14 protein-coding genes are annotated in these 18,529 nt (G+C 47.7%); 3 read left to right on the plus strand and 11 right to left on the minus strand.

Annotated elements, in window-relative coordinates; translation table 11 throughout:
* Positions 1-44: 44 nt before the first annotated feature.
* On the minus strand, positions 45-1,085 hold the full coding sequence (locus DW739_RS13065) for a proline racemase family protein (RefSeq protein WP_207665579.1): 1,041 nt from the start codon (positions 1,083-1,085) through the stop codon (positions 45-47).
* Between the two features lie 365 nt (positions 1,086-1,450).
* On the opposite strand from DW739_RS13065, the gene DW739_RS13070 reads away from it, so the two are divergent.
* Positions 1,451-2,548 carry a helix-turn-helix transcriptional regulator gene (locus DW739_RS13070; protein ID WP_118469285.1) on the plus strand — a complete coding sequence of 366 codons (1,098 nt, stop codon included), beginning with the start codon at positions 1,451-1,453 and terminating at the stop codon, positions 2,546-2,548.
* Positions 2,549-2,623: 75 nt separating this feature from the next.
* Here DW739_RS13070 and DW739_RS13075 read toward each other — a convergent pair whose 3' ends face one another.
* Positions 2,624-2,983 (minus strand): DUF1622 domain-containing protein, encoded by a 360-nt coding sequence (locus DW739_RS13075; protein WP_118685013.1) that lies wholly within the window; start codon positions 2,981-2,983, stop codon positions 2,624-2,626.
* Between the two features lie 277 nt (positions 2,984-3,260).
* On the opposite strand from DW739_RS13075, the gene DW739_RS13080 reads away from it, so the two are divergent.
* A complete protein-coding gene (locus tag DW739_RS13080) occupies positions 3,261-4,247 on the plus strand; it encodes an ornithine cyclodeaminase family protein (protein WP_182427995.1) in 987 nt (328 codons plus the stop codon).
* 156 nt (positions 4,248-4,403) lie between these two features.
* Here DW739_RS13080 and glyA read toward each other — a convergent pair whose 3' ends face one another.
* The 4 genes from glyA to clpB form a co-directional block, all read right to left on the minus strand.
* A complete protein-coding gene (gene glyA, locus DW739_RS13085) occupies positions 4,404-5,651 on the minus strand; it encodes a serine hydroxymethyltransferase (protein ID WP_022358816.1) in 1,248 nt (415 codons plus the stop codon).
* Between the two features lie 150 nt (positions 5,652-5,801).
* A complete protein-coding gene (locus tag DW739_RS13090) occupies positions 5,802-6,950 on the minus strand; it encodes an FprA family A-type flavoprotein (RefSeq protein ID WP_118523632.1) in 1,149 nt (382 codons plus the stop codon).
* Between the two features lie 133 nt (positions 6,951-7,083).
* Complete coding sequence (gene rpiB / locus DW739_RS13095) at positions 7,084-7,527, minus strand: ribose 5-phosphate isomerase B (protein WP_118743194.1); 444 nt, start codon at positions 7,525-7,527, stop codon at positions 7,084-7,086.
* Between the two features lie 210 nt (positions 7,528-7,737).
* The gene (gene clpB, locus DW739_RS13100) at positions 7,738-10,329 is read right to left on the minus strand and encodes an ATP-dependent chaperone ClpB (protein ID WP_117796707.1); all 2,592 of its coding nucleotides are present in this window, start codon (positions 10,327-10,329) and stop codon (positions 7,738-7,740) included.
* 259 nt (positions 10,330-10,588) lie between these two features.
* Between clpB and DW739_RS13105 the strand changes: the two genes are divergently transcribed.
* A complete protein-coding gene (locus DW739_RS13105) occupies positions 10,589-12,508 on the plus strand; it encodes an ATP-binding protein (protein WP_118743195.1) in 1,920 nt (639 codons plus the stop codon).
* Positions 12,509-12,577: 69 nt separating this feature from the next.
* On the opposite strand, the gene aroE is transcribed toward DW739_RS13105, so the two are convergent.
* From aroE to DW739_RS13130, 5 genes are all read right to left on the minus strand, one after another.
* The gene (aroE, locus tag DW739_RS13110) at positions 12,578-13,447 is read right to left on the minus strand and encodes a shikimate dehydrogenase (protein ID WP_118743196.1); all 870 of its coding nucleotides are present in this window, start codon (positions 13,445-13,447) and stop codon (positions 12,578-12,580) included.
* Between the two features lie 48 nt (positions 13,448-13,495).
* On the minus strand, positions 13,496-14,275 hold the full coding sequence (locus DW739_RS13115) for a shikimate kinase (protein ID WP_118570134.1): 780 nt from the start codon (positions 14,273-14,275) through the stop codon (positions 13,496-13,498).
* 145 nt (positions 14,276-14,420) lie between these two features.
* Positions 14,421-15,308 (minus strand): shikimate dehydrogenase, encoded by an 888-nt coding sequence (locus tag DW739_RS13120; protein ID WP_022358823.1) that lies wholly within the window; start codon positions 15,306-15,308, stop codon positions 14,421-14,423.
* Between the two features lie 98 nt (positions 15,309-15,406).
* Complete coding sequence (locus DW739_RS13125; protein WP_117796712.1) at positions 15,407-17,428, minus strand: FAD-dependent oxidoreductase; 2,022 nt, start codon at positions 17,426-17,428, stop codon at positions 15,407-15,409.
* Positions 17,429-17,500: 72 nt separating this feature from the next.
* Positions 17,501-18,457, minus strand: coding sequence for a LysR family transcriptional regulator (locus DW739_RS13130; RefSeq protein ID WP_118523634.1), 957 nt, complete (start codon positions 18,455-18,457; stop codon positions 17,501-17,503).
* Between the last annotated feature and the right edge of the window lie 72 nt (positions 18,458-18,529).

Genomic DNA, 18,529 nt, shown 5'->3' on the forward strand with positions numbered 1-18,529 from the left:
AGTACCTCCCTGTACCTTTAAACTCTTATTTTGTTTCTATCAATTTAGCCTAATAAGAAACCTTCCGGGAATGGATCGTCCGGATCGAATAACCATGTACTCTCTCCCATCACAAACGCCCGTCCGCTAATCTCCGGTACTACTGCCGGAATTCCTGCCACCTCTGTCTCTTCAACGATATGGCAGTGGAATAAACTTCCAATCAGGCTCTCATGCACAAACGACTGTCCGACTGCCAGCTTTCCTTCCGCATGAAGAAGTGCCATCTTCGCTGATGTACCGGTTCCGCAAGGGCTTCGGTCAATCGCTGCCGGGGGAATGACAACTGCATTTTTTACATCCGAAACCCCTTCTGTACCCGGTTCGAAAAATTCCACATGCGTTACCTGGTTCATGATTTCCAGATACGGATGCTTGACTGTTACCTGCTCATTGATAAACTTTTTAAGATAATTTCCTTTTTCGACAATCTCTTTTGCATTTTCTTTATCCAGCTTTAAGCCCATTGCCGATGCCGGTACTAACGCAAATACATTTCCACCGTATGCGATGTCTAACGGAATCTCACCATATCCAGGAACCTGTACCTTTACATCCCGATTCATCACAAATGCCGGAGCATTTTTAAAGGATACCCGCACCGCCTTGCCATCTTTTACCTCAATTTTCACTTTTACCAGTCCAGATGGTGTATCTAAGGTCGCATATGTATACGGTTCCTCCGCTTTTAAGAGTCCGCTTTCAATCAGTGCCGTTGAAACTCCGATCGTATCATGTCCGCACATCGGCATCCAGTTTCCAACCTCGTAATATAAAACACCAAAATCTGCCTCCGGATTGCACGGCTTGGTAACAATCGTTCCGGACATTACGTCATTTCCTCGCGGTTCAAAACAAATTGCTTTTCTTATCCAGTCCTGTTCCTGCATCATATAGAGCATCTTTTCTTCCATCGTGTTCCCCGGAATCTCCGGAAATCCCGATAAAATGGTTCGGGTTGGCTCTCCCTCTGTATGTGTCTCAATACAGGTTACTGCCTTTCTCCCCTTAATCTCCCGCAAACAAAATTCATTCTTTTTTTCCATAGGCTCCTCCGTATTAAAAATTTTGTCCGTTCTCTTTCAGTTTTCTGAAATCTCGTTGTTAAAATCATATCATGATGAAAACTTTCAAAAAACATCATTTTTAATACAAAGTTTTTTGTGTTTTGGTTATTATGATGCATGGCGTCAGTTAATGGTAGGTACTTTCGGTTCTATCATAGTATACTTTTGGATACTTTTTCTATTTTCAAAGTTTTTCCACTTGCAATAATCATAACAACATTTTATTATGCTTTATATATTATCAGTCTATTAAAAATGGTTTAAAACAATAGTTGGACTATAGTCTAGTATTGATTCCATTTTGTTTTCACTAATTGAATACTCACGGGAAAGGAGGCATCTTCATGAGTGCTGAAAATCTTTTTACAACATCACGAATTGAAAACGTCAATCAGATCATTGCTGAACTTTACGACGATTCAATTCTTCTTGAAAAACGGATGGAGAGTTTTTTCCTGAACCTGAACAATATTGTTTTCTTTGAAAAAGCAAATTTTTTGTTTTACCAAAAGCAGGGACAGAATTACAAAACCCATTCCATCTACACCATCAACTGGAATGATGAACAGAAACGGCGATATCAGGAAGAATACTGCCATATGGACGATGTTCTGTCGATTCTGGACTCCGACAGTAATGTAACTTTCCTGACCAACCAACTGTTCAATCAGGAGGTTCGAAAAAATTCTCTTTATTTTCAGGAATTTCTACTTCCCATGGGGCTGCATGATTCCATTGAAACGAATTTTTCGATTCGGAACCGGGATCTGCGGGGTGTGTTTTCCATCCACCGATCCAACGATAAAAAAAATTTCCTGCCAGATGAATTAAGCCTTGTCCGGTTATTCCAGCCGCATTTCTGCAACGTATTTAAAAATTACGGGCGGGAGCTCAACATCGGACGGGCATTTCATGTACTGGAAAATTACAACTGCATCGGAATCGGCTGTTTTGACGATAAACTGAATTTTATCGGATGCAATACCACCTACCGTACATACATGGAGAATCATGGATTTGCAGATTTATCCAACAACCCCATTTCCAACTGTTTTCGCTCTCTTTGCCGGCAGCTGCTCCGTTCTGGAAGCATCACCGGACAAAATATCGAATACAAGATGGAAAACAGCCCATTGTTTCTGGAGGTAAGCCGCTCCCATCTCAAGGAGGGACCAGACAACGACTGTTTTGTATGTCTGTTCTTCGATTTATCCTATGTGATGGATCGTACTCTTTCCCAGATCAGCCGGGATTTTTCCCTGACGAACCGAGAGGTAAATGTTTTAAGCCTTTTACTGCGCGGCTATTCCAACGATCAGATATCTTCCACCCTCTTCGTCAGCATCCCTACTGTCAAAAAGCATCTAGCTTCCATTTATTCCAAAATGGAAATCAAGAGCCAGAAGCAAATTCTGGAACGCATTCATTTCTACGACAAATAATTTTCGCATTAATCTTGTTTAACCACAAAAAAGGGAGTCCGCTCATCCTGCAGACTCCCTTTTTCGTGCCCCTTTTTACTCTGGCTTTCCTCCTTGCTCTTCCTGGGTTTCTCTTTTTTCGTTCTTGATCTCCCAATGGATCAAAAATGTAAGCATTGCCCGAAGGACAATGATGGCTCCCAAAATTCCAAGTTCCGACCATTCCCGTACCACAACCGTCCTGAGTACCTCGCCGCCCATCTTAAATTCCAACGCCAGCGCAATTCCCTGTGCCAGATTCAGGCGGATCAGCTGACGCTTGTTTCGTATCCACTGAACAAAGCAGGATACCGCTGTCGAAACCAGCACAATGATTCCAAACAATTCTAGCACGACCGTGCATATCTGTACCAAATTCTCTAACAACCAGTCTAATACTTTAATTACTTCTCCCATTACCCCTTCCTTTCCAGGTATTCTTCCCTTCTCGCTTGTGCTAATTTTATCCATTTCCTGTAGCTCAGTAAATGCGTAAACCTACTGAACCGCTACAATTTTCTTTACTATACACGCCCCATTTCAAATATGCAACTTGATTTTTATTCTGTTTTCATCTTGACAATGAAACGTGAAACTGCTACAATCCAGCTATACAAACCACTTTTGATTTGTGATAAATCTATTTTTAGTATATATGTTTTATTTCATTCATAAATATTCAGGAGGTTTTGATATGTTATTTCTCAGCGAACAAGAAATGTGGCAGTCCGTCACCTTAGAGGATGTCATGGACGCAATCGAAGATGCGTATGCGATTCACAAAAGCGGCAATTATAAGATGCCGGATCGTTTTATCGCACAGCGTGATAAAAATATGATGCTCTATATGCCGTGTTTTCTGGATTCCGTCATCGGTACAAAGATGTTATCCGAATTTCCGGACAATCCCTCTCTGGGAATTCCGTATCTGAACGGACTTATGATTTTAAATAACGCAAAGACCGGTCTGCCGAAGGCGATTATGAACGGAAGTGTCCTGACCGCAATGCGGACCGGTGCGGTCGGCGGTGTCGCACTGCGCTATCTGGCTCCAGAGGATGCTGCCTCAGTTGGTTTGGTTGGCTGCGGTATGCAGGGACTACACCAGCTTCTCTATGCCTGCGAGGTGCGCCCGATCACAGATATTTATCTGTATGACGCATACGCTAAGGATCTTTCCGGCTTTATCGAGCGCTTATCGGCGCGTCTGGCATCGTTTGGAAAAAACGACATCCAGATTCATACCTGCGCGGATACCCGTGAACTGGCTGAGCACAGCCGCGTCCTGATCTCCGCCACCCAGGCGGTCGATCCGGTCTACCCGGATGATGAAGAGCTGCTTCGCGGCAAATGCTTTGTTGCCATCGGCTCCTGGCGTCCGGAACGGCGCGAACTGCCGGATGCGGTGTGGAAACTCGTCAAGAACGCGTACACCGAGCTTCCGTATGCCTGCGAGGAGAGCGGCGATCTGAAAATTCCGCTGGAAAAGGGCGTTCTGACACAGAAGCGCGTCCACTTTATCGAGGATCTGATCGAAGATACCAAGCAGGGACATCCGCATGAGCAGAACGAGACCCGCTGCTTTAAATCAGTCGGCATGGGACTCTTTGATGTGCGGACGGCACAGCTTATCTATGAAAAAGCATTGGACAAAGGAATTGGACAAAAACTTAATTTCTAGGAAAAATGGTTGGAATAGAAAAGGCTGTATCACCTACCGCGCGCTTCCATGCGGCAGGCAATACAGCCTTTTTCTTATTGTTATATGTGCATTAATTTTCCAGCATTTTTCTGAATCTATAGACTGGCAAATTTTTCGCTCCATATTCTTCTCTACTTATTTATATAACGGATACTTCTCACACAGTTTCGTCACTTCCGCACGGATGTAATCTGCCTTGTTCTCGAAGTCGGTAGCTGCCAGCCAGATGCACTCTGCAATCACTTCCATGTCCTCTTCTTTCAGTCCACGGGTGGTAACAGCCGGAGTACCGATGCGGACGCCAGAAGTAACAAACGGGCTTCTCGGGTCGTTTGGAACGGTATTTTTGTTCAGGGTAATGTATACTTCATCGCAGCGGTTCTGCAGCTCTTTACCGGAAATATCCATGCCGCGCAGATCAACTAACATCAGGTGGTTATCGGTTCCGCCGGTCAGAATCTTGAATCCCTGCTTCTGAAGTGCGGCTGCCAGCGCTGCTGCATTCTTCTTTACCTGAAGCTGATACTCTTTAAATTCTGGCTTCAGCGCCTCGCCGAAGCAGACTGCCTTGCCAGCGATGATGTGCTCTAACGGACCGCCCTGGGTTCCCGGGAAGATCGCCTTGTTGAAGTTGAACTTCTCAGCTGCTTCCTTATTTGCCAGAATCAGACCGCCTCTCGGTCCGCGCAGTGTCTTATGTGTGGTTGTCGTAACAACATCTGCATACGGAATCGGGCTCTGGTGAAGACCGGCTGCTACCAGACCAGCGATATGAGCCATATCGACCATCAGGTATGCGCCTACTTTGTCTGCAATTTCGCGGAAACGTTTGAAATCAATCTCTCTTGCATAGGCACTTGCACCTGCAATGATCAGCTTCGGTTTTGCTTCCAGTGCAATGCGCTCTACCTCTTCGTAATCAATCACGCCATTGTCATCGACACCATACGGCACAATGTTGAAATATAAACCGGAGAAATTGACAGGGCTTCCGTGTGTCAGATGTCCGCCGTGATCCAGGTTCATGCCCATAACAGTATCACCCGGTTTCAGCATTGCGATAAATACCGCCATGTTTGCCTGCGCGCCGGAATGCGGCTGTACGTTTGCATAATCACAGCCAAACAGTTTTTTCGCTCTCTCGATCGCGATGGACTCTACAACATCGACACACTGGCATCCGCCGTAGTAACGTTTTCCCGGATATCCCTCCGCATATTTGTTGGTTAATACCGATCCCATCGCCATCATAACCGGCTCCGATACAATATTCTCCGACGCGATCAGCTCCAGGTTTCTTCTCTGACGGGCTGCCTCTGCTTCAATGGCTTCTCCCACTTCCGGGTCTGCCTCTGTAATGAACTTCATTACCTCATCTACCATGTCTGTTTCTCCTATTCTTTTCTGTCATCCATACAAAATCATCAAGTGGATTTTTCATATATAAATATAAAACCACACTTTTGTCTCTCCGGATTTTTTATTTAAAAAAGCCTTTTTCAGGTCTCATTAAATACTGTCACCAGACGCTTCTTATGCCAGCAGCGCTTCCGCCATCTGCTCCAGCGACGGAATATCGCTCTCCTTGAGCGCCCCGCGAACCGTAACGACCGGTTCAACCACCGTGATCTCCTTCATCGCATCCAGCATTCCCTTCATCGTGCGCGCTGCACTCGGCGCCCAGGAACCGTTTTCAATCAGGGCAACGGTGCGTTTCTGGTAATTCTTGCTCTGTAAGTGGTGCAGGAAATCTGCCATAACCGGCATCACACCCGCGTCATAGGACGGTGCTGCCAATACAATTTTTCCATACCGGAATGCATCTTCCAGCGCCTCCGCCATATCACCGCGCGCCAGATCCGCGATTGCCACTTTCGGGCATTCTTTTTTCTCAAGAATTTCCTTGCATTTCTTCGCCGCATCCTCGGTGTTGCCATGCAGGGACGCATATGCGATAAATACACCCTCAGACTCGACGCCGTAGCTGCTCCAAATCTGGTATTTTTCAAGCACATGACCGATCGTCTCTTTCAGAACCGGTCCATGCAGCGGGCAGATAATCTGGATCTCAAGACCGGCTTCTTTCTTAAGAAGTGCCTGCACCTGCATTCCATATTTTCCTACAATATTGAAATAATACCGTCTCGCCTCGCAGTCCCAGTCCTCATCCACATCAAGCGCACCGAACTTGCCGAAACCGTCGGCGCTGAACAGCACCTTGTCGCAGGAATCATAGCTTACCATAACCTCCGGCCAGTGTACCATCGGTGCCATGACGAACGTCAGCTCATGGCGCCCCAGTTTCAGGGTATCGCCCTCCTTGACCGTCAGCGCACGGCTGGTATCAAGATCAAAGTACAGTTTCAGCATCGGAAATGTCTTCGCATTGCCTACCAATGTGATTTCCGGATACCGTTCTACGACTGCCTGGATACTTGATGCATGATCCGGCTCCATGTGGCTGATTACCAGATAATCCGGGGTTCTTCCAGCCAGTGCGGTTTCCAGATTTTCCAGAAATTCCGTCTGTTTGCGCTTGTCTACCGTATCCATGATCGCGATCTTTTCATCCATAATCACGTATGAGTTATATGAAATACCATTTGGCACCTGATACTGCCCCTCAAATAAGTCAATGTCATGGTCGTTTACACCGATGTAGCGAATATCTTCTGTGATCATCTCCTGCTTCCTCCTGTTCTTTTCGCAGCTGCTCCATCTCTTTACAGCTGCCTCTTTTTGTTCTCACAGGCATCTCGCATCCTGCTGTCAGCCTGCCTTATGATTTCATCCGTTACCTCTGACTGACTCTGAATCAGTCTTTCTCCTCAATCGCCATAATCATATCCACGCGTCTCTGATGGCGTCCGCCCTCAAATTCTGCGTTGATCCACTCGTCAACGATCATCTTCGCAAGCTCACTTCCTACCACGCGGGCGCCGAAGCAGAGTACATTGGCATCGTTGTGGCGGCGGGACATCACCGCTGTGTACGGCTCGCTGCATACGCAGGCGCGCACGCCTTTTACCTTGTTAGCTGCCAGTGAAATACCAAGACCGGTACCGCAGATTGCGATACCCAGATCGGCTTCGCCGGAAACAACTGTACGGCCTACCTTCTCTCCATAAACTGGATAATCACAGCTCTCGCTGCTGTCTGTACCCAGATTTAACACTTCGATTCCTTTTTCTTTCAGGAAATCCACAATAATGTTCTTCAGTTCTACCGCCGAATGGTCATTTCCAATCGCAATTTTCATCTTATCTTCTCCTCATCTGACTGACTTCCGGAACAAATGATATAATCCGGTCATTATGGAATCATTTTAGTAAAGTTGCCGGGCAATGTCAAGACTGTGAAAATCTCAGAAACACATAAAAAGAGCGCAGAGGAAGCTCTTTCGCACTTCTCTGCGCCCTATTGTTTCTTCTATATAATAATTATAAATCCGCCGTAAGACGTTTTCCGCTTACGCGCTATGGACAGCCGAAGCCGTCAGCTTGCCATCCGAAAGCCCGATCTCTATCGTATCACCCGCACGGACGCCGTCCGCCAGAATCAGCTTCGCTGCCAGTGTCTCAACGTTCTTCTGCAGGTACCGTTTCAGCGGTCTTGCACCGTAAACCGGATCGTAGCCATTTTCAATGATGAAATCCTTTGCCTCGTCCGTCAGGGCAATCTTTAACTCCTTATCCGCCAGACGTTTGTTGACATCTGCAATCAGAAGCTCAATGATGCCTCCGATGTTGCCTTTCGTCAGCGGCTTAAAGAGAATAATCTCATCCAGACGGTTCAGGAACTCCGGACGGAAGTGAGCTCTCAAGTCATGCATAACGGAGCTTTCCGCCTCCGGCTTGATCTGTCCCTTTTCATCGATGCCGTCCAGCAGATACTGGGAACCGATGTTGGAGGTCATAATCAGGATCGTATTCTTGAAATCGACAGTTTTTCCGGTCGAATCCGTGATACGTCCATCATCCAGAACCTGCAGCAGGACGTTAAATACATCCGGGTGCGCTTTCTCAACCTCATCGAAGAGGACAACGGAATACGGTTTGCGCCGTACTGCCTCGGTCAGCTGACCGCCCTCGTCATATCCGACATATCCTGGCGGCGCTCCGATCAGACGGGAAACGGAATGTTTCTCCATGTATTCACTCATATCGATACGAACCATGTTGTTCTCATCGTCAAACAATGCCTCCGCCAGCGCTTTTGCAAGCTCTGTCTTGCCGACACCAGTCGGACCTAAGAACAGGAACGAACCGATTGGTTTCGTCGGATCCTTGATGCCCGCTTTGGAACGGATAATCGCCTCCGTTACCTTGGTAACGCCCTCATCCTGTCCGATAACACGTTTATGCAGCAGTTCGTCCATATGCAGGGTCTTGCTGCGCTCGCTCTCAGTCAGTTTTGCAATCGGAATACCGGTCCACTTCGAAATAATCCGGGCAATCTCATCCTCGGTGACACTCTCATGTACCAGACTAAGATCCTGATTTTTCACTTTTTCTTCCTCTTCCGCCAACTGTTTCTGCAGTTCCGGCAGCTTGCCGTACTGGAGTTCAGCCGCTTTGTTGAGGTCATATGCCTGCTGCGCTGCCTGAATCTCGCCATTTACATGCTCAATCTCTTCACGCAGTTTGGACAGCTTATCAACGGAAGATTTTTCATTCTCCCACTGGGCTTTCTGGGTCGAAAAGCTGCTCTTGAGCTCTGCCAGTTCTTTCTGCAGTTCTGCCAGGCGATCCTGACTTAAGCGGTCAGTCTCTTTCTTAAGCGCAGCCTCTTCAATCTGCAGCTGCATGATACGTCTCGACAGTTCATCCAGCTCCGCCGGCATTGAATCCATCTCGGTCTTGATCATCGCGCACGCTTCATCAACCAGGTCGATCGCCTTATCTGGAAGGAAACGATCCGTGATATAACGATCCGAGAGGATTGCCGCCGATACAAGCGCAGAGTCGGTAATCTTGACTCCGTGGTAAACCTCATATCTCTCTTTCAGACCACGCAGAATGGAAATCGTATCTTCCACGGTCGGCTCATCAACGTGAACCGGCTGGAAACGACGTTCCAGAGCTGCGTCTTTTTCGATGTATTTACGGTACTCATCCAGGGTCGTCGCACCGATACAGTGCAGTTCACCTCTAGCCAGCATAGGCTTCAGCATATTCCCGGCGTCCATCGCGCCCTCGGATTTGCCCGCGCCGACGATCGTATGCAGCTCATCGATAAACAGAATAATCTGTCCCTCGCTCTTCTTGACCTCGTCAAGCACCGCTTTCAGTCTCTCTTCGAACTCGCCGCGGTACTTCGCGCCCGCCATCAGAGCTCCCATATCCAGAGCAAACAATTTCTTGTCCTTCAAGCCCTCCGGGACATCGCCGCGCACGATACGCTGTGCCAGTCCTTCGACAACGGCTGTCTTACCGACGCCAGGTTCACCAATCAGAACCGGGTTGTTTTTCGTCTTTCTGGAGAGAATCATAACCACATTACGGATCTCACCGTCACGGCCGATGACCGGATCGAGCTTCTGATCTCTCGCACGTTCCACCAGATCGTAACCGTATTTATTTAAAGTGTCATACGTTGCCTCCGGATTATCGCTGACAACACGCTGGTTACCGCGCACGGTCGAAAGCGCCTGCAAAAAGCTCTCTTTCGTAATGCCGTAGAGACGGAACAGTTCCTTGACCGCCTTATTCGGCTGTTTTAACATCGCCAGAAATAAGTGCTCGACGGAAACATACTCGTCCCCCATCGCCTTGGCTTCGTCCTCCGCGTTCACCAGCACCTTGTTGGCATCGTTGGAGAAATACACCTGACCGCCGGATACCTTCGGCAGCTTTCCAATCGCCTGCTGCACCTCATCACGGAACTGGTCGCCCGAGATTCCCATCTTTGTTATTAATTTAAAAATCAAGCTGTCTTCCACAGTCAAAAGACTGTACAGCAAATGTTCCTGATCAATCTGCTGGTTTCCATATTCATACGCCAGCTTTTCCGTATTTTGAACGGCTTCCAGAGACTTCTGGGTAAATTTACTGATATTCATAAACCTGCCTCCTTTCGAACAATCTGTGAAAACCTTTTGGTCTTCTTTTGTTCTAGCAGTAATATAACACTTGTTGTTAGCACTGTCAAGTGTAGAGTGCTAATTTTTTATGAAGAATTTGTGAAATTTTTTTTTTAAAATTTTCATGTAAGCATATCTTTCTTGCTGATTTACCTGTTTTATGTTACATTTATTATCAACAACTCGATCTGTTTTTTAACTATAAACCCTGCATTTACATGAAAGTTGAATCTAACTTATGAACCATCCATCCAACGAAAATATCCCATCAAGAAGCTTTTCTTATCATGCCTTTAACTTTACCTTTTTGCTTCTTCTGGCAATATTTTTCATTTCCTTATACACCGTTGCACTGCTGAAAAGCAACAGCCGCATCACCCTGAGCGCCGCCGTAGAACGGAATATTTCCTGTTCGGACGCGGTTCACCGGGCGATATCGAGCCGGCTGACGCGGGCAGATTTTGAACAAATCAACACAAAATCCGATATAAGCTCCGCGCAGTATCGAAGCCTGCAGTCTTATTTAAATGAGCTTCGCAGCCTCAATTCAACGCGCTACTTATACACCGCCAAGCGTGGACCGGGCGGAAAACCCATCTACCTGATCGATGGCCTGGATCTGGAAGCACCTGATTTTGCTTATCCGGGCACCTACCTGGAAGAGGAAATGGCTCCATATCTGGAAGCTGCCCTCTCCGGCAAAACGATCCACTCACAAAAGATCATTGATACCACATGGGGGCATATTTTTACCGCCTGCTATCCGGTCATTGCCTCCGACGGAACCAATGACATTCTCGGTGCCCTCTGTATCGAGATTGATATGGAAGACACTTACCGATCGATTGAGGCGATCAACCGTTCCTCCTTTGGAATCGCCGCTGCCGCGAGCATGATAGCACTTCTGCTAATTGTTATTTCCTATTTTTATACAAAGAAACAGAAGTCCAGAGAACTCACCCAGCAGCAGCTTCTGGAACAGACCGCAAAAGCAGCAGAGGCAGCCAACAAGGCGAAATCGACCTTCCTGTTCAATATGTCGCATGATATCCGGACACCGATGAATGCGATCCTCGGTTACGCAGAACTTGCCAGAAATCATCTGCAGGAACCGGAAAAAATCGGTGAATATATGGACAAGATCCATATTTCCGGTGAAAAGATGCTCTCTATCATCAACAATATTCTTCAGTTTTCACAGATTGAGAATAACCAGATACACATTGAAGAAACCTCCATCCAGACTGAGAAAAGTTTTGATTCCTGTATCGTCATGGTTCAGACTGCCCTGGAAGAAAAACAGCAGCATTTTCATGTGACTAAGGACATTTCGTACCCATATATCTACATTGACACGACGTATATGTCCGAAATTGTATTGAATATTTTGAGCAATGCGATCAAATATACCGCCAAGGGCGGGACGATCTCCTGTGCCCTCCGCCAGGAGCCTGGTGAAACGGACGGCTGGTGTATCACAGAAATCGCAATCACCGATACCGGCATCGGCATTTCCGAGGAATTCCAGTCGCATATTTTTGAATCATTTTCACGGGAGCGTTCTTCCACCGTCAGCGGCATTGAAGGCACCGGGCTTGGCATGGGAATCGTGAAAAATCTGGTGGATCTGATGCATGGAACGATCGAGGTAAAGAGCAAGCTCGGAGAAGGTTCAACGTTTACCGTCCGGATCCCATGCCGGATTTCCTCGCGGGAGGAAACAGAGCCTACCGCATTCGATGAAACAGCTGCCCAGACTCTATCCGGCTGCCGGATTCTTCTTGCGGAGGATAATGATCTGAACGCCGAAATTTCCATCGAACTTTTGACCCGCGAGGGGCTTTTGGTCGAACGGGCAAATGACGGTGTTGCCTGCCTGGAAATGCTGCAAAAAGCGCCGGAAGATTATTATGATTTGATTCTGATGGATATCCAGATGCCGATCATGGACGGCTACAAGGCAACGCGGGCGATCCGGCGGTTTTCGGATAAGAAGAAGGCTGGCATTCCGATCGTTGCGATGACAGCGAATGCATTTACAGAGGATAAAGAGCGGGCGCTGGAATCCGGAATGAATGATCATATGGCGAAGCCGATTGATATGAAGGTGCTGATGAGTGTGCTGGAGGAGCAGATTTATGGGCATAAAGGTTTATAAATGATGAAAAACGGCACACCGCATTCTCATCACTAAGTAACGAGAATGCGGTGTGCCGTTCTTCAAATCCTATTTTGTAAAATATTTCTCTTTAATGATCTCCACCGGCATCTGCTGTCCTGTCCAGAGTTCAAAGGATGCAGCTCCCTGATAGAGAAGCATGTACATACCGTTGCTGGTCTTGCAGCCTGCCGCTCTTGCTTCGCGCAGTAAACGGGTCTCCTGAGGATTGTAGATGACATCGAATACGAACAGGTCTTTGTGGAACATCGTTGTATCAGTAATGATCGTGTTGTCTGTCTTCGGAGCCATGCCGACGGAAGTACCATTTACCAGAATCGCGCTGTCTGCGATGGACTGGCGCAGGATCTCCGGATCGGAGTAATCATGCAGGGTTACCTTGCACCCTGTGCGCACGTTCAGTTTCTTTACGATTTCCTCGGCTCTCGGATAGAACGCGTCCTTAACGTTAAATACGTTAATTTCTGCCACTCCGTCTAAAGCTGCCTGTACAAGAATCGCGGTTGCGGCGCCGCCAGCGCCTAAAAGCGTCATTTTCTTGCCAATGATGTCTACACCATTTTCTGCAACTGCACGCATAAATCCGATGCCATCGGTCGTATAAGCAGTCAGAACACCGTCGTCGTTGACAATCGTATTGCAGGCGCCGGAAATCTCGGAAGCCGGTGAAACCTTGTCTGCCAGCTTGCACATGATATTTTTGCCCGGCATCGTGATATTCCAGCCGCGCGCGCCCATCGTCCGCAGTCCCTCAACCGCCTGCGGCATCTTCTCTTCCGGCACATCAAACGCCAGATATGTATAATCCAGACCCAACTGGCTGCACGCCTCGTTGTGCATCTCCGGCGAAACACTGTGTGCGACCGGGCTTCCCAGTAAACAAAGTAAACCTGTGTGTCCTGTGATATGATTCGACATCTTTTTTCCCCTTTCGTTTTCTCTGTCAGAACTTTCTGAGCAGTCACATTATTTAAACTTCTTCACCTGTGCAATGATCTCCTCGCAGATCTCATTCGCTGATTTTCCATCGGTCGCGATCACAATATCCGCTGCCGCTTCATACGCCGGTCTGCGCTTCTCCATCAGTTCGGAAACATATTCCACTGTCTTATTATTTTCCAGAAGCGGACGGTCATGGTTCTCTTTGACACGCTCCAGAATCGTCTCCGGCTTCGCGGTCAGAAGTATAACCTTGCCGCTCTTTCGCATCTCCTGTACATTGACCTCGCGCATCGCTACGCCGCCGCCGCAGGATACAATCTTGTTCTTCTCGTTTCCTACCTCTTTAAGCAGGTTTGTCTCCTCGTTGCGGAAATATGCCTCGCCGTGCAGATCGAAGATCTCGGAAATGCTCATGTTGTTCTTTTTCGCGATCATTTCATCCATTTCCACCACATCCATCGCAAAGGTATTCTGCAGTGCATTCGAAACGGTGCTCTTTCCGACTCCCATAAATCCGATCAGGAAAATATTGAATCCAAACAACTCATGGGACTGGATCCGTTTGCTCCGGTAGAGGACGCTGTCGTAAACTGCCATGATTGACTTTTTGTATTCATAATCATCCAGCTTCGCAAGCATCTTGCTCTTCTTGCGCTCTTCCTCCTCTGCCTGATAAATCGGAAGTCCGTTTTTCTGTTTATAATTTGTAATCTCCTGGATAATCTGGCAGCGCATCCGCAGGGCATCGATCAGAATCTCGTCGCACATGTCCAAATCATTTCGCAGCTTCTTTAATTCATCCATCTGTCTCATCCTTCTTCACTTGTATTCATTCAGATCACTTTTGCACTTTACATTGAAAGTGTGTTTTATTATTATACCCGAATCAGGATATGAACGCAAGTGCTAATGCGGAATAGCAGGTATAACTGTAGGGGCTATCGTTTAATTAGATTCCCAGCTTCTCCTTCATGTAATCCACCGGTGTTGATTTTCCTGTATACAGTTCAATCGCGATCAGCGCCTGGAACAGCATCATGCTCATACCGTTGTATACACGGGTGCAGCCAGCTTCTTTGGCCTGCTTCATCATCACGGTCTCACGCGGTGCATATACCGTATCAGTTACGATCAGATCCTTGCGGAAATAGGACGGATCCGGGATATTGGACAGATCCTCCAGCGGGTGCATACCAACGCCGGTTGCATCACAGAAAATGTCTGCTTCGTGCATTTTCTCTTTTAAGAGTGCCAGATCGCCCAGGTCATGCATCTCGGCCTTGCAGTTAGAGTTCTTGTTGATGATGTCAACGATCTCCTCTCCGCGTGCATAGAACTTATCTTTAATATTGAAGATATGCAGCTCTGCAATGCCGTCCAGTGCGCCGCGTACTGCGATAGCGGTCGCTGCACCGCCGGTACCGATGAGAACCATCTTCATTCCCTTGAAATCAATGCCTTCTTCCTTGATTCCCTGCCAGTAACCCATACCGTCAGTGTTGTAACCCTTCAGGTATCCGGTTACATTGCCGTCTTTGTCACGGGTGTTGACTACAGTGTTGATCGCGCCGCACAGCTTTGCAGCCTCGTCTACCTCATCCAGATATTTGTGAACGACGGTCTTGTTCGGCATGGAGATGTTGGAACCCAGCATCTTCAGCGCACGGATACTCTCAACCGCTGCTTCCAGGGTATCGTTGTCTACCTCGAACGCAAGCTGGATAACATCGTCGCCATTCTTGTCATAGGCAAGGTTGTGGGTGGTCGGAGACTGTGTATGACGGATCGGGTAAGCCATTAATCCTACTAATTCGGTATGTCCTGTAATGTTTGGCATGATAATTTCCTCTTTTCTTCTCTATTTTTATAATCAAATAAAACGATATCATTCGTTCAGCGAACAGTCAGAATCTTTCAAATGCAATATTCAATTTCTTACTCCAACGGTGCCAGCTCTAAAAATCCTCTCGCTTCCAGCACGTTCAGAATCGCACGTCCTTCCATCGTTCCCTCCATGATACGGCGGGCGCGGACGGAATCTCCGATCGGGTAAATGAATGTATCTGTGTTGTCAAATGCCTCTTCAAGCTGTGCCAGAATCGGATTGTTGGCGCGCATTCCCAGACAGTTGAAACCGAGGTCAAAGTTCAGATCCTCGATCGTGCCATCCGGCAGCTTCACGGTAAATGCGTTTTCTTTGACTTCCTGCAGCGCAGTATTCACATACTCTTTCACACCATATTTGTCGTGTGTCTCACGCATGGAACATTTTGTGATCGGATCTGCCAGCATACCAATCTGCGGGAGCATATCCACGATGGTACACTTCGCGCCGCGCGGTGCGAAATACTCCACAACATCCAGGCCAACGGAGCCGCCGCCGACTACAACCACTTTTTTGCCCTTGCAGAAATCATCCGGGTATTCTCCGGCTTTTACTTTCTGAATCATCTCGAAAATGGTATCGACATGACCGGCTGCGATGTTTTCCTTGAGTCCCTTGATCGGCGGAACGACTGGAACGGAACCGGTTGCGTTGACAATGATATCCGGCTTGAACTGTTTGATCTTGTCCACGGTTGCCTCGCAGTTCAGAAATACATACAGATTTTTCAGTCTCTTCGCACGTGCTTCCAGATATTTCGGGAAGTCTTTCATACGGTTCTTGCTTGGCAGGTCGGAAATGAAGGTGGAAAGTCCGCCTAATTTACCACTCTTTTCTAATAAGAATACGTTGCATCCAACCTCGGCTGCCGTGCAGGCTGCTTCCAGACCGGCTGTACCGCCGCCGACTACAACTACGTTGCAGTTTTTATTGACTTTCAGCTTCTTGTAGATATCGCCCTCCGGAACAGCCGGGTTGACGGTACAGCGGATCGGACGGTTGACGCCGATTCGGTTTCCCGCACAGCCGACGTTACAGGAGATACATTTACGGAGAATCTCCTCCTCGCCGTTCTGCACCTTGCTGACCCAGTTCGGCTCTGCAATGAGTCCGCGTCCCATGCCGACAATATCGACATCGCCGCTCTCCAATACTTTCTCAACGACCTCCGGATCGCGGTAGTTGCCCGCATTGATAACCGGTTTACCAAATTTATCCTTCACGGCTCTTGCCATGTAGGAACGCCAGCCATCCGGCAGAAAGTTCGAGTCAATCTGATACTGTAAGGACGGGTTCAGACCGCAGGATACATCGTACATATCTACGTACTCATCCAGATATTCGAGGTATTCCAGTGTGTCTTCCAGCGTGTTGCCGCCCGGCACGCGCTCTTCCGCAGAGATACGGACGATGATCGGGAACCACGGACCTACATTTTTCCGCACCTCTTCCAGAACCATCTTCGGGAAACGGAGACGATTCTCGACGGAGCCGCCGAATTCATCGGTTCTTTTGTTGTAATACGGGGAAATAAACTGACTCATCAGATAAGAATGACCACAGTGGATCTCAATCGCATCAAATCCGATCGCCTGTACACGTTTCGCCGCCTCGCCGTATTTTTTTACGGTCGTCAGGATCTCTTCCCTTGTCATCGGACGCGGAATCTCGCCGCCTGCCTTGGTCGGGATATTGGAGGAAGACACCGTCTCCATACCTGTTCTGGCAGAGGATGCAGAAGCGCCCGCATGGTTAACCTGAATCGCTACCATCGCGCCATTCTTGTGAAGATTCTCGACTAACTGATAGTAACGCGGCATAAAGCTGTCGTGATCGATGCGGATCTGGCTTGTGCCATTGGAACCAACCGGATATTCGATATTGGCATTCTCCAGAATAATCAGACCAGTTCCTCCCTTGGCACGCAGGGAATAATAATTCATATGGCGGTTGCTCATCTCACCGCTCGTCTCGCCATAGTTAGTACCCATCGGCGTCATGGCAACACGGTTTTTGATCGTCATGCGCTTAATGGTAATCGGTTCAAAAATTTTGGGGTATTTGCTCTTCATGATGAAATTCTCCTTCTCCATTGCATGAGAGGCATCCCTGTGTTTGTGACACTTTTATCTTAACCGTTTTGCTTAAAAATTAACAATATCTTTCAAGTAAATTTTCAATACGTTTTTGCTATCGGTTTCCCGTTCCGCCTGCAGACCGTCCTGACGCGCCTGCTGTTTCATATATTCAATAAAGCGTTCCACCGCCGGAAGCCGGTAGCGTTCTTTCATCCAGAACATAAAAATCTGGTGATAAATGTCCAGATTTTCAATCGGGTGAATGCAGACTCCCTGAGAAAGCTCCAGAATGTCCGTGCGCGGCATCAGTGCGATGCCAAAACTCTCCCGCACCAGTGCGACGATCGAATATTCGTCCGGACACTCCACAATGATGTCCGGCTGAATGTTGTATTTCGCATAGAGCGCGCGGGTGCGCGTCCCCATCCAGGAGTCCTTATCGTATCCAATTACCGGATACCGGTTCAGCTCCGCAAATGGAATACTCTCCCGCTCTGCCAGCGGGTGATCCTTCGGCGTGATGATGACAAGCTTCTGGTTCGCCACCGGGAAAAATTCCATGTCATCCTTTTCCAGACAGCCGCCAAAGCCTACATCTAATTCACCCGTTTTTACCTTTTTTGCAATCGCCGGTGTGTGATTCTGCCAGAAATTAAACACAACCTTTTGATTTTCCGGCTGTTCTAAAAAGAGCTTGACCCGGTGCGGGATATAGTGACCTGCCAGCGGAAACACGTAACCGATGTCGATCTTTCCCCCATCCATCGAAATTTCCCGCATTTTCCCGACCGCTATGTGGCAGTCTGTGAGAATCCGGTCCGCGTACTCCAAAAACATCTTCCCCGCCTTCGTCAGGGTCACCCCGCGTCCTTCTTTTTCAAAGAGCGTCACGCCCAGCTCATTTTCCAGTGACGCCATCGACCGGCTCAGGGATGGCTGTGATATATATAATTCTTCCGCCGCCTGATGATAATTTTCCAGATTCGCTATCTTCTGAAAATATAAAATCTGATTCAATGTCATTCCTAACGTCCCCCGTCTTTATGTATCTTCGTATTAACTCTTCGCAATATCAGCCGTAAATGCATCACACCA

The organism is Clostridium sp. AM28-20LB, from assembly GCF_003480665.1.
In the GTDB taxonomy this organism is placed as follows: domain Bacteria; phylum Bacillota; class Clostridia; order Lachnospirales; family Lachnospiraceae; genus Otoolea; species Otoolea fessa.

Coding starts and splice junctions, on each gene's coding strand:
- DW739_RS13065 (WP_207665579.1), bottom strand. CDS start 1,085: ATGGAAAAAAAGAATGAATTTTGTTTGCGGGAGATTAAGGGGAGAAAG.
- DW739_RS13070 (WP_118469285.1), top strand. CDS start 1,451: ATGAGTGCTGAAAATCTTTTTACAACATCACGAATTGAAAACGTCAAT.
- DW739_RS13075 (WP_118685013.1), bottom strand. CDS start 2,983: ATGGGAGAAGTAATTAAAGTATTAGACTGGTTGTTAGAGAATTTGGTA.
- DW739_RS13080 (WP_182427995.1), top strand. CDS start 3,261: ATGTTATTTCTCAGCGAACAAGAAATGTGGCAGTCCGTCACCTTAGAG.
- glyA (WP_022358816.1), bottom strand. CDS start 5,651: ATGGTAGATGAGGTAATGAAGTTCATTACAGAGGCAGACCCGGAAGTG.
- DW739_RS13090 (WP_118523632.1), bottom strand. CDS start 6,950: ATGATCACAGAAGATATTCGCTACATCGGTGTAAACGACCATGACATT.
- rpiB (WP_118743194.1), bottom strand. CDS start 7,527: ATGAAAATTGCGATTGGAAATGACCATTCGGCGGTAGAACTGAAGAAC.
- clpB (WP_117796707.1), bottom strand. CDS start 10,329: ATGAATATCAGTAAATTTACCCAGAAGTCTCTGGAAGCCGTTCAAAAT.
- DW739_RS13105 (WP_118743195.1), top strand. CDS start 10,589: ATGAACCATCCATCCAACGAAAATATCCCATCAAGAAGCTTTTCTTAT.
- aroE (WP_118743196.1), bottom strand. CDS start 13,447: ATGTCGAATCATATCACAGGACACACAGGTTTACTTTGTTTACTGGGA.
- DW739_RS13115 (WP_118570134.1), bottom strand. CDS start 14,275: ATGGATGAATTAAAGAAGCTGCGAAATGATTTGGACATGTGCGACGAG.
- DW739_RS13120 (WP_022358823.1), bottom strand. CDS start 15,308: ATGCCAAACATTACAGGACATACCGAATTAGTAGGATTAATGGCTTAC.
- DW739_RS13125 (WP_117796712.1), bottom strand. CDS start 17,428: ATGAAGAGCAAATACCCCAAAATTTTTGAACCGATTACCATTAAGCGC.
- DW739_RS13130 (WP_118523634.1), bottom strand. CDS start 18,457: ATGACATTGAATCAGATTTTATATTTTCAGAAGATAGCGAATCTGGAA.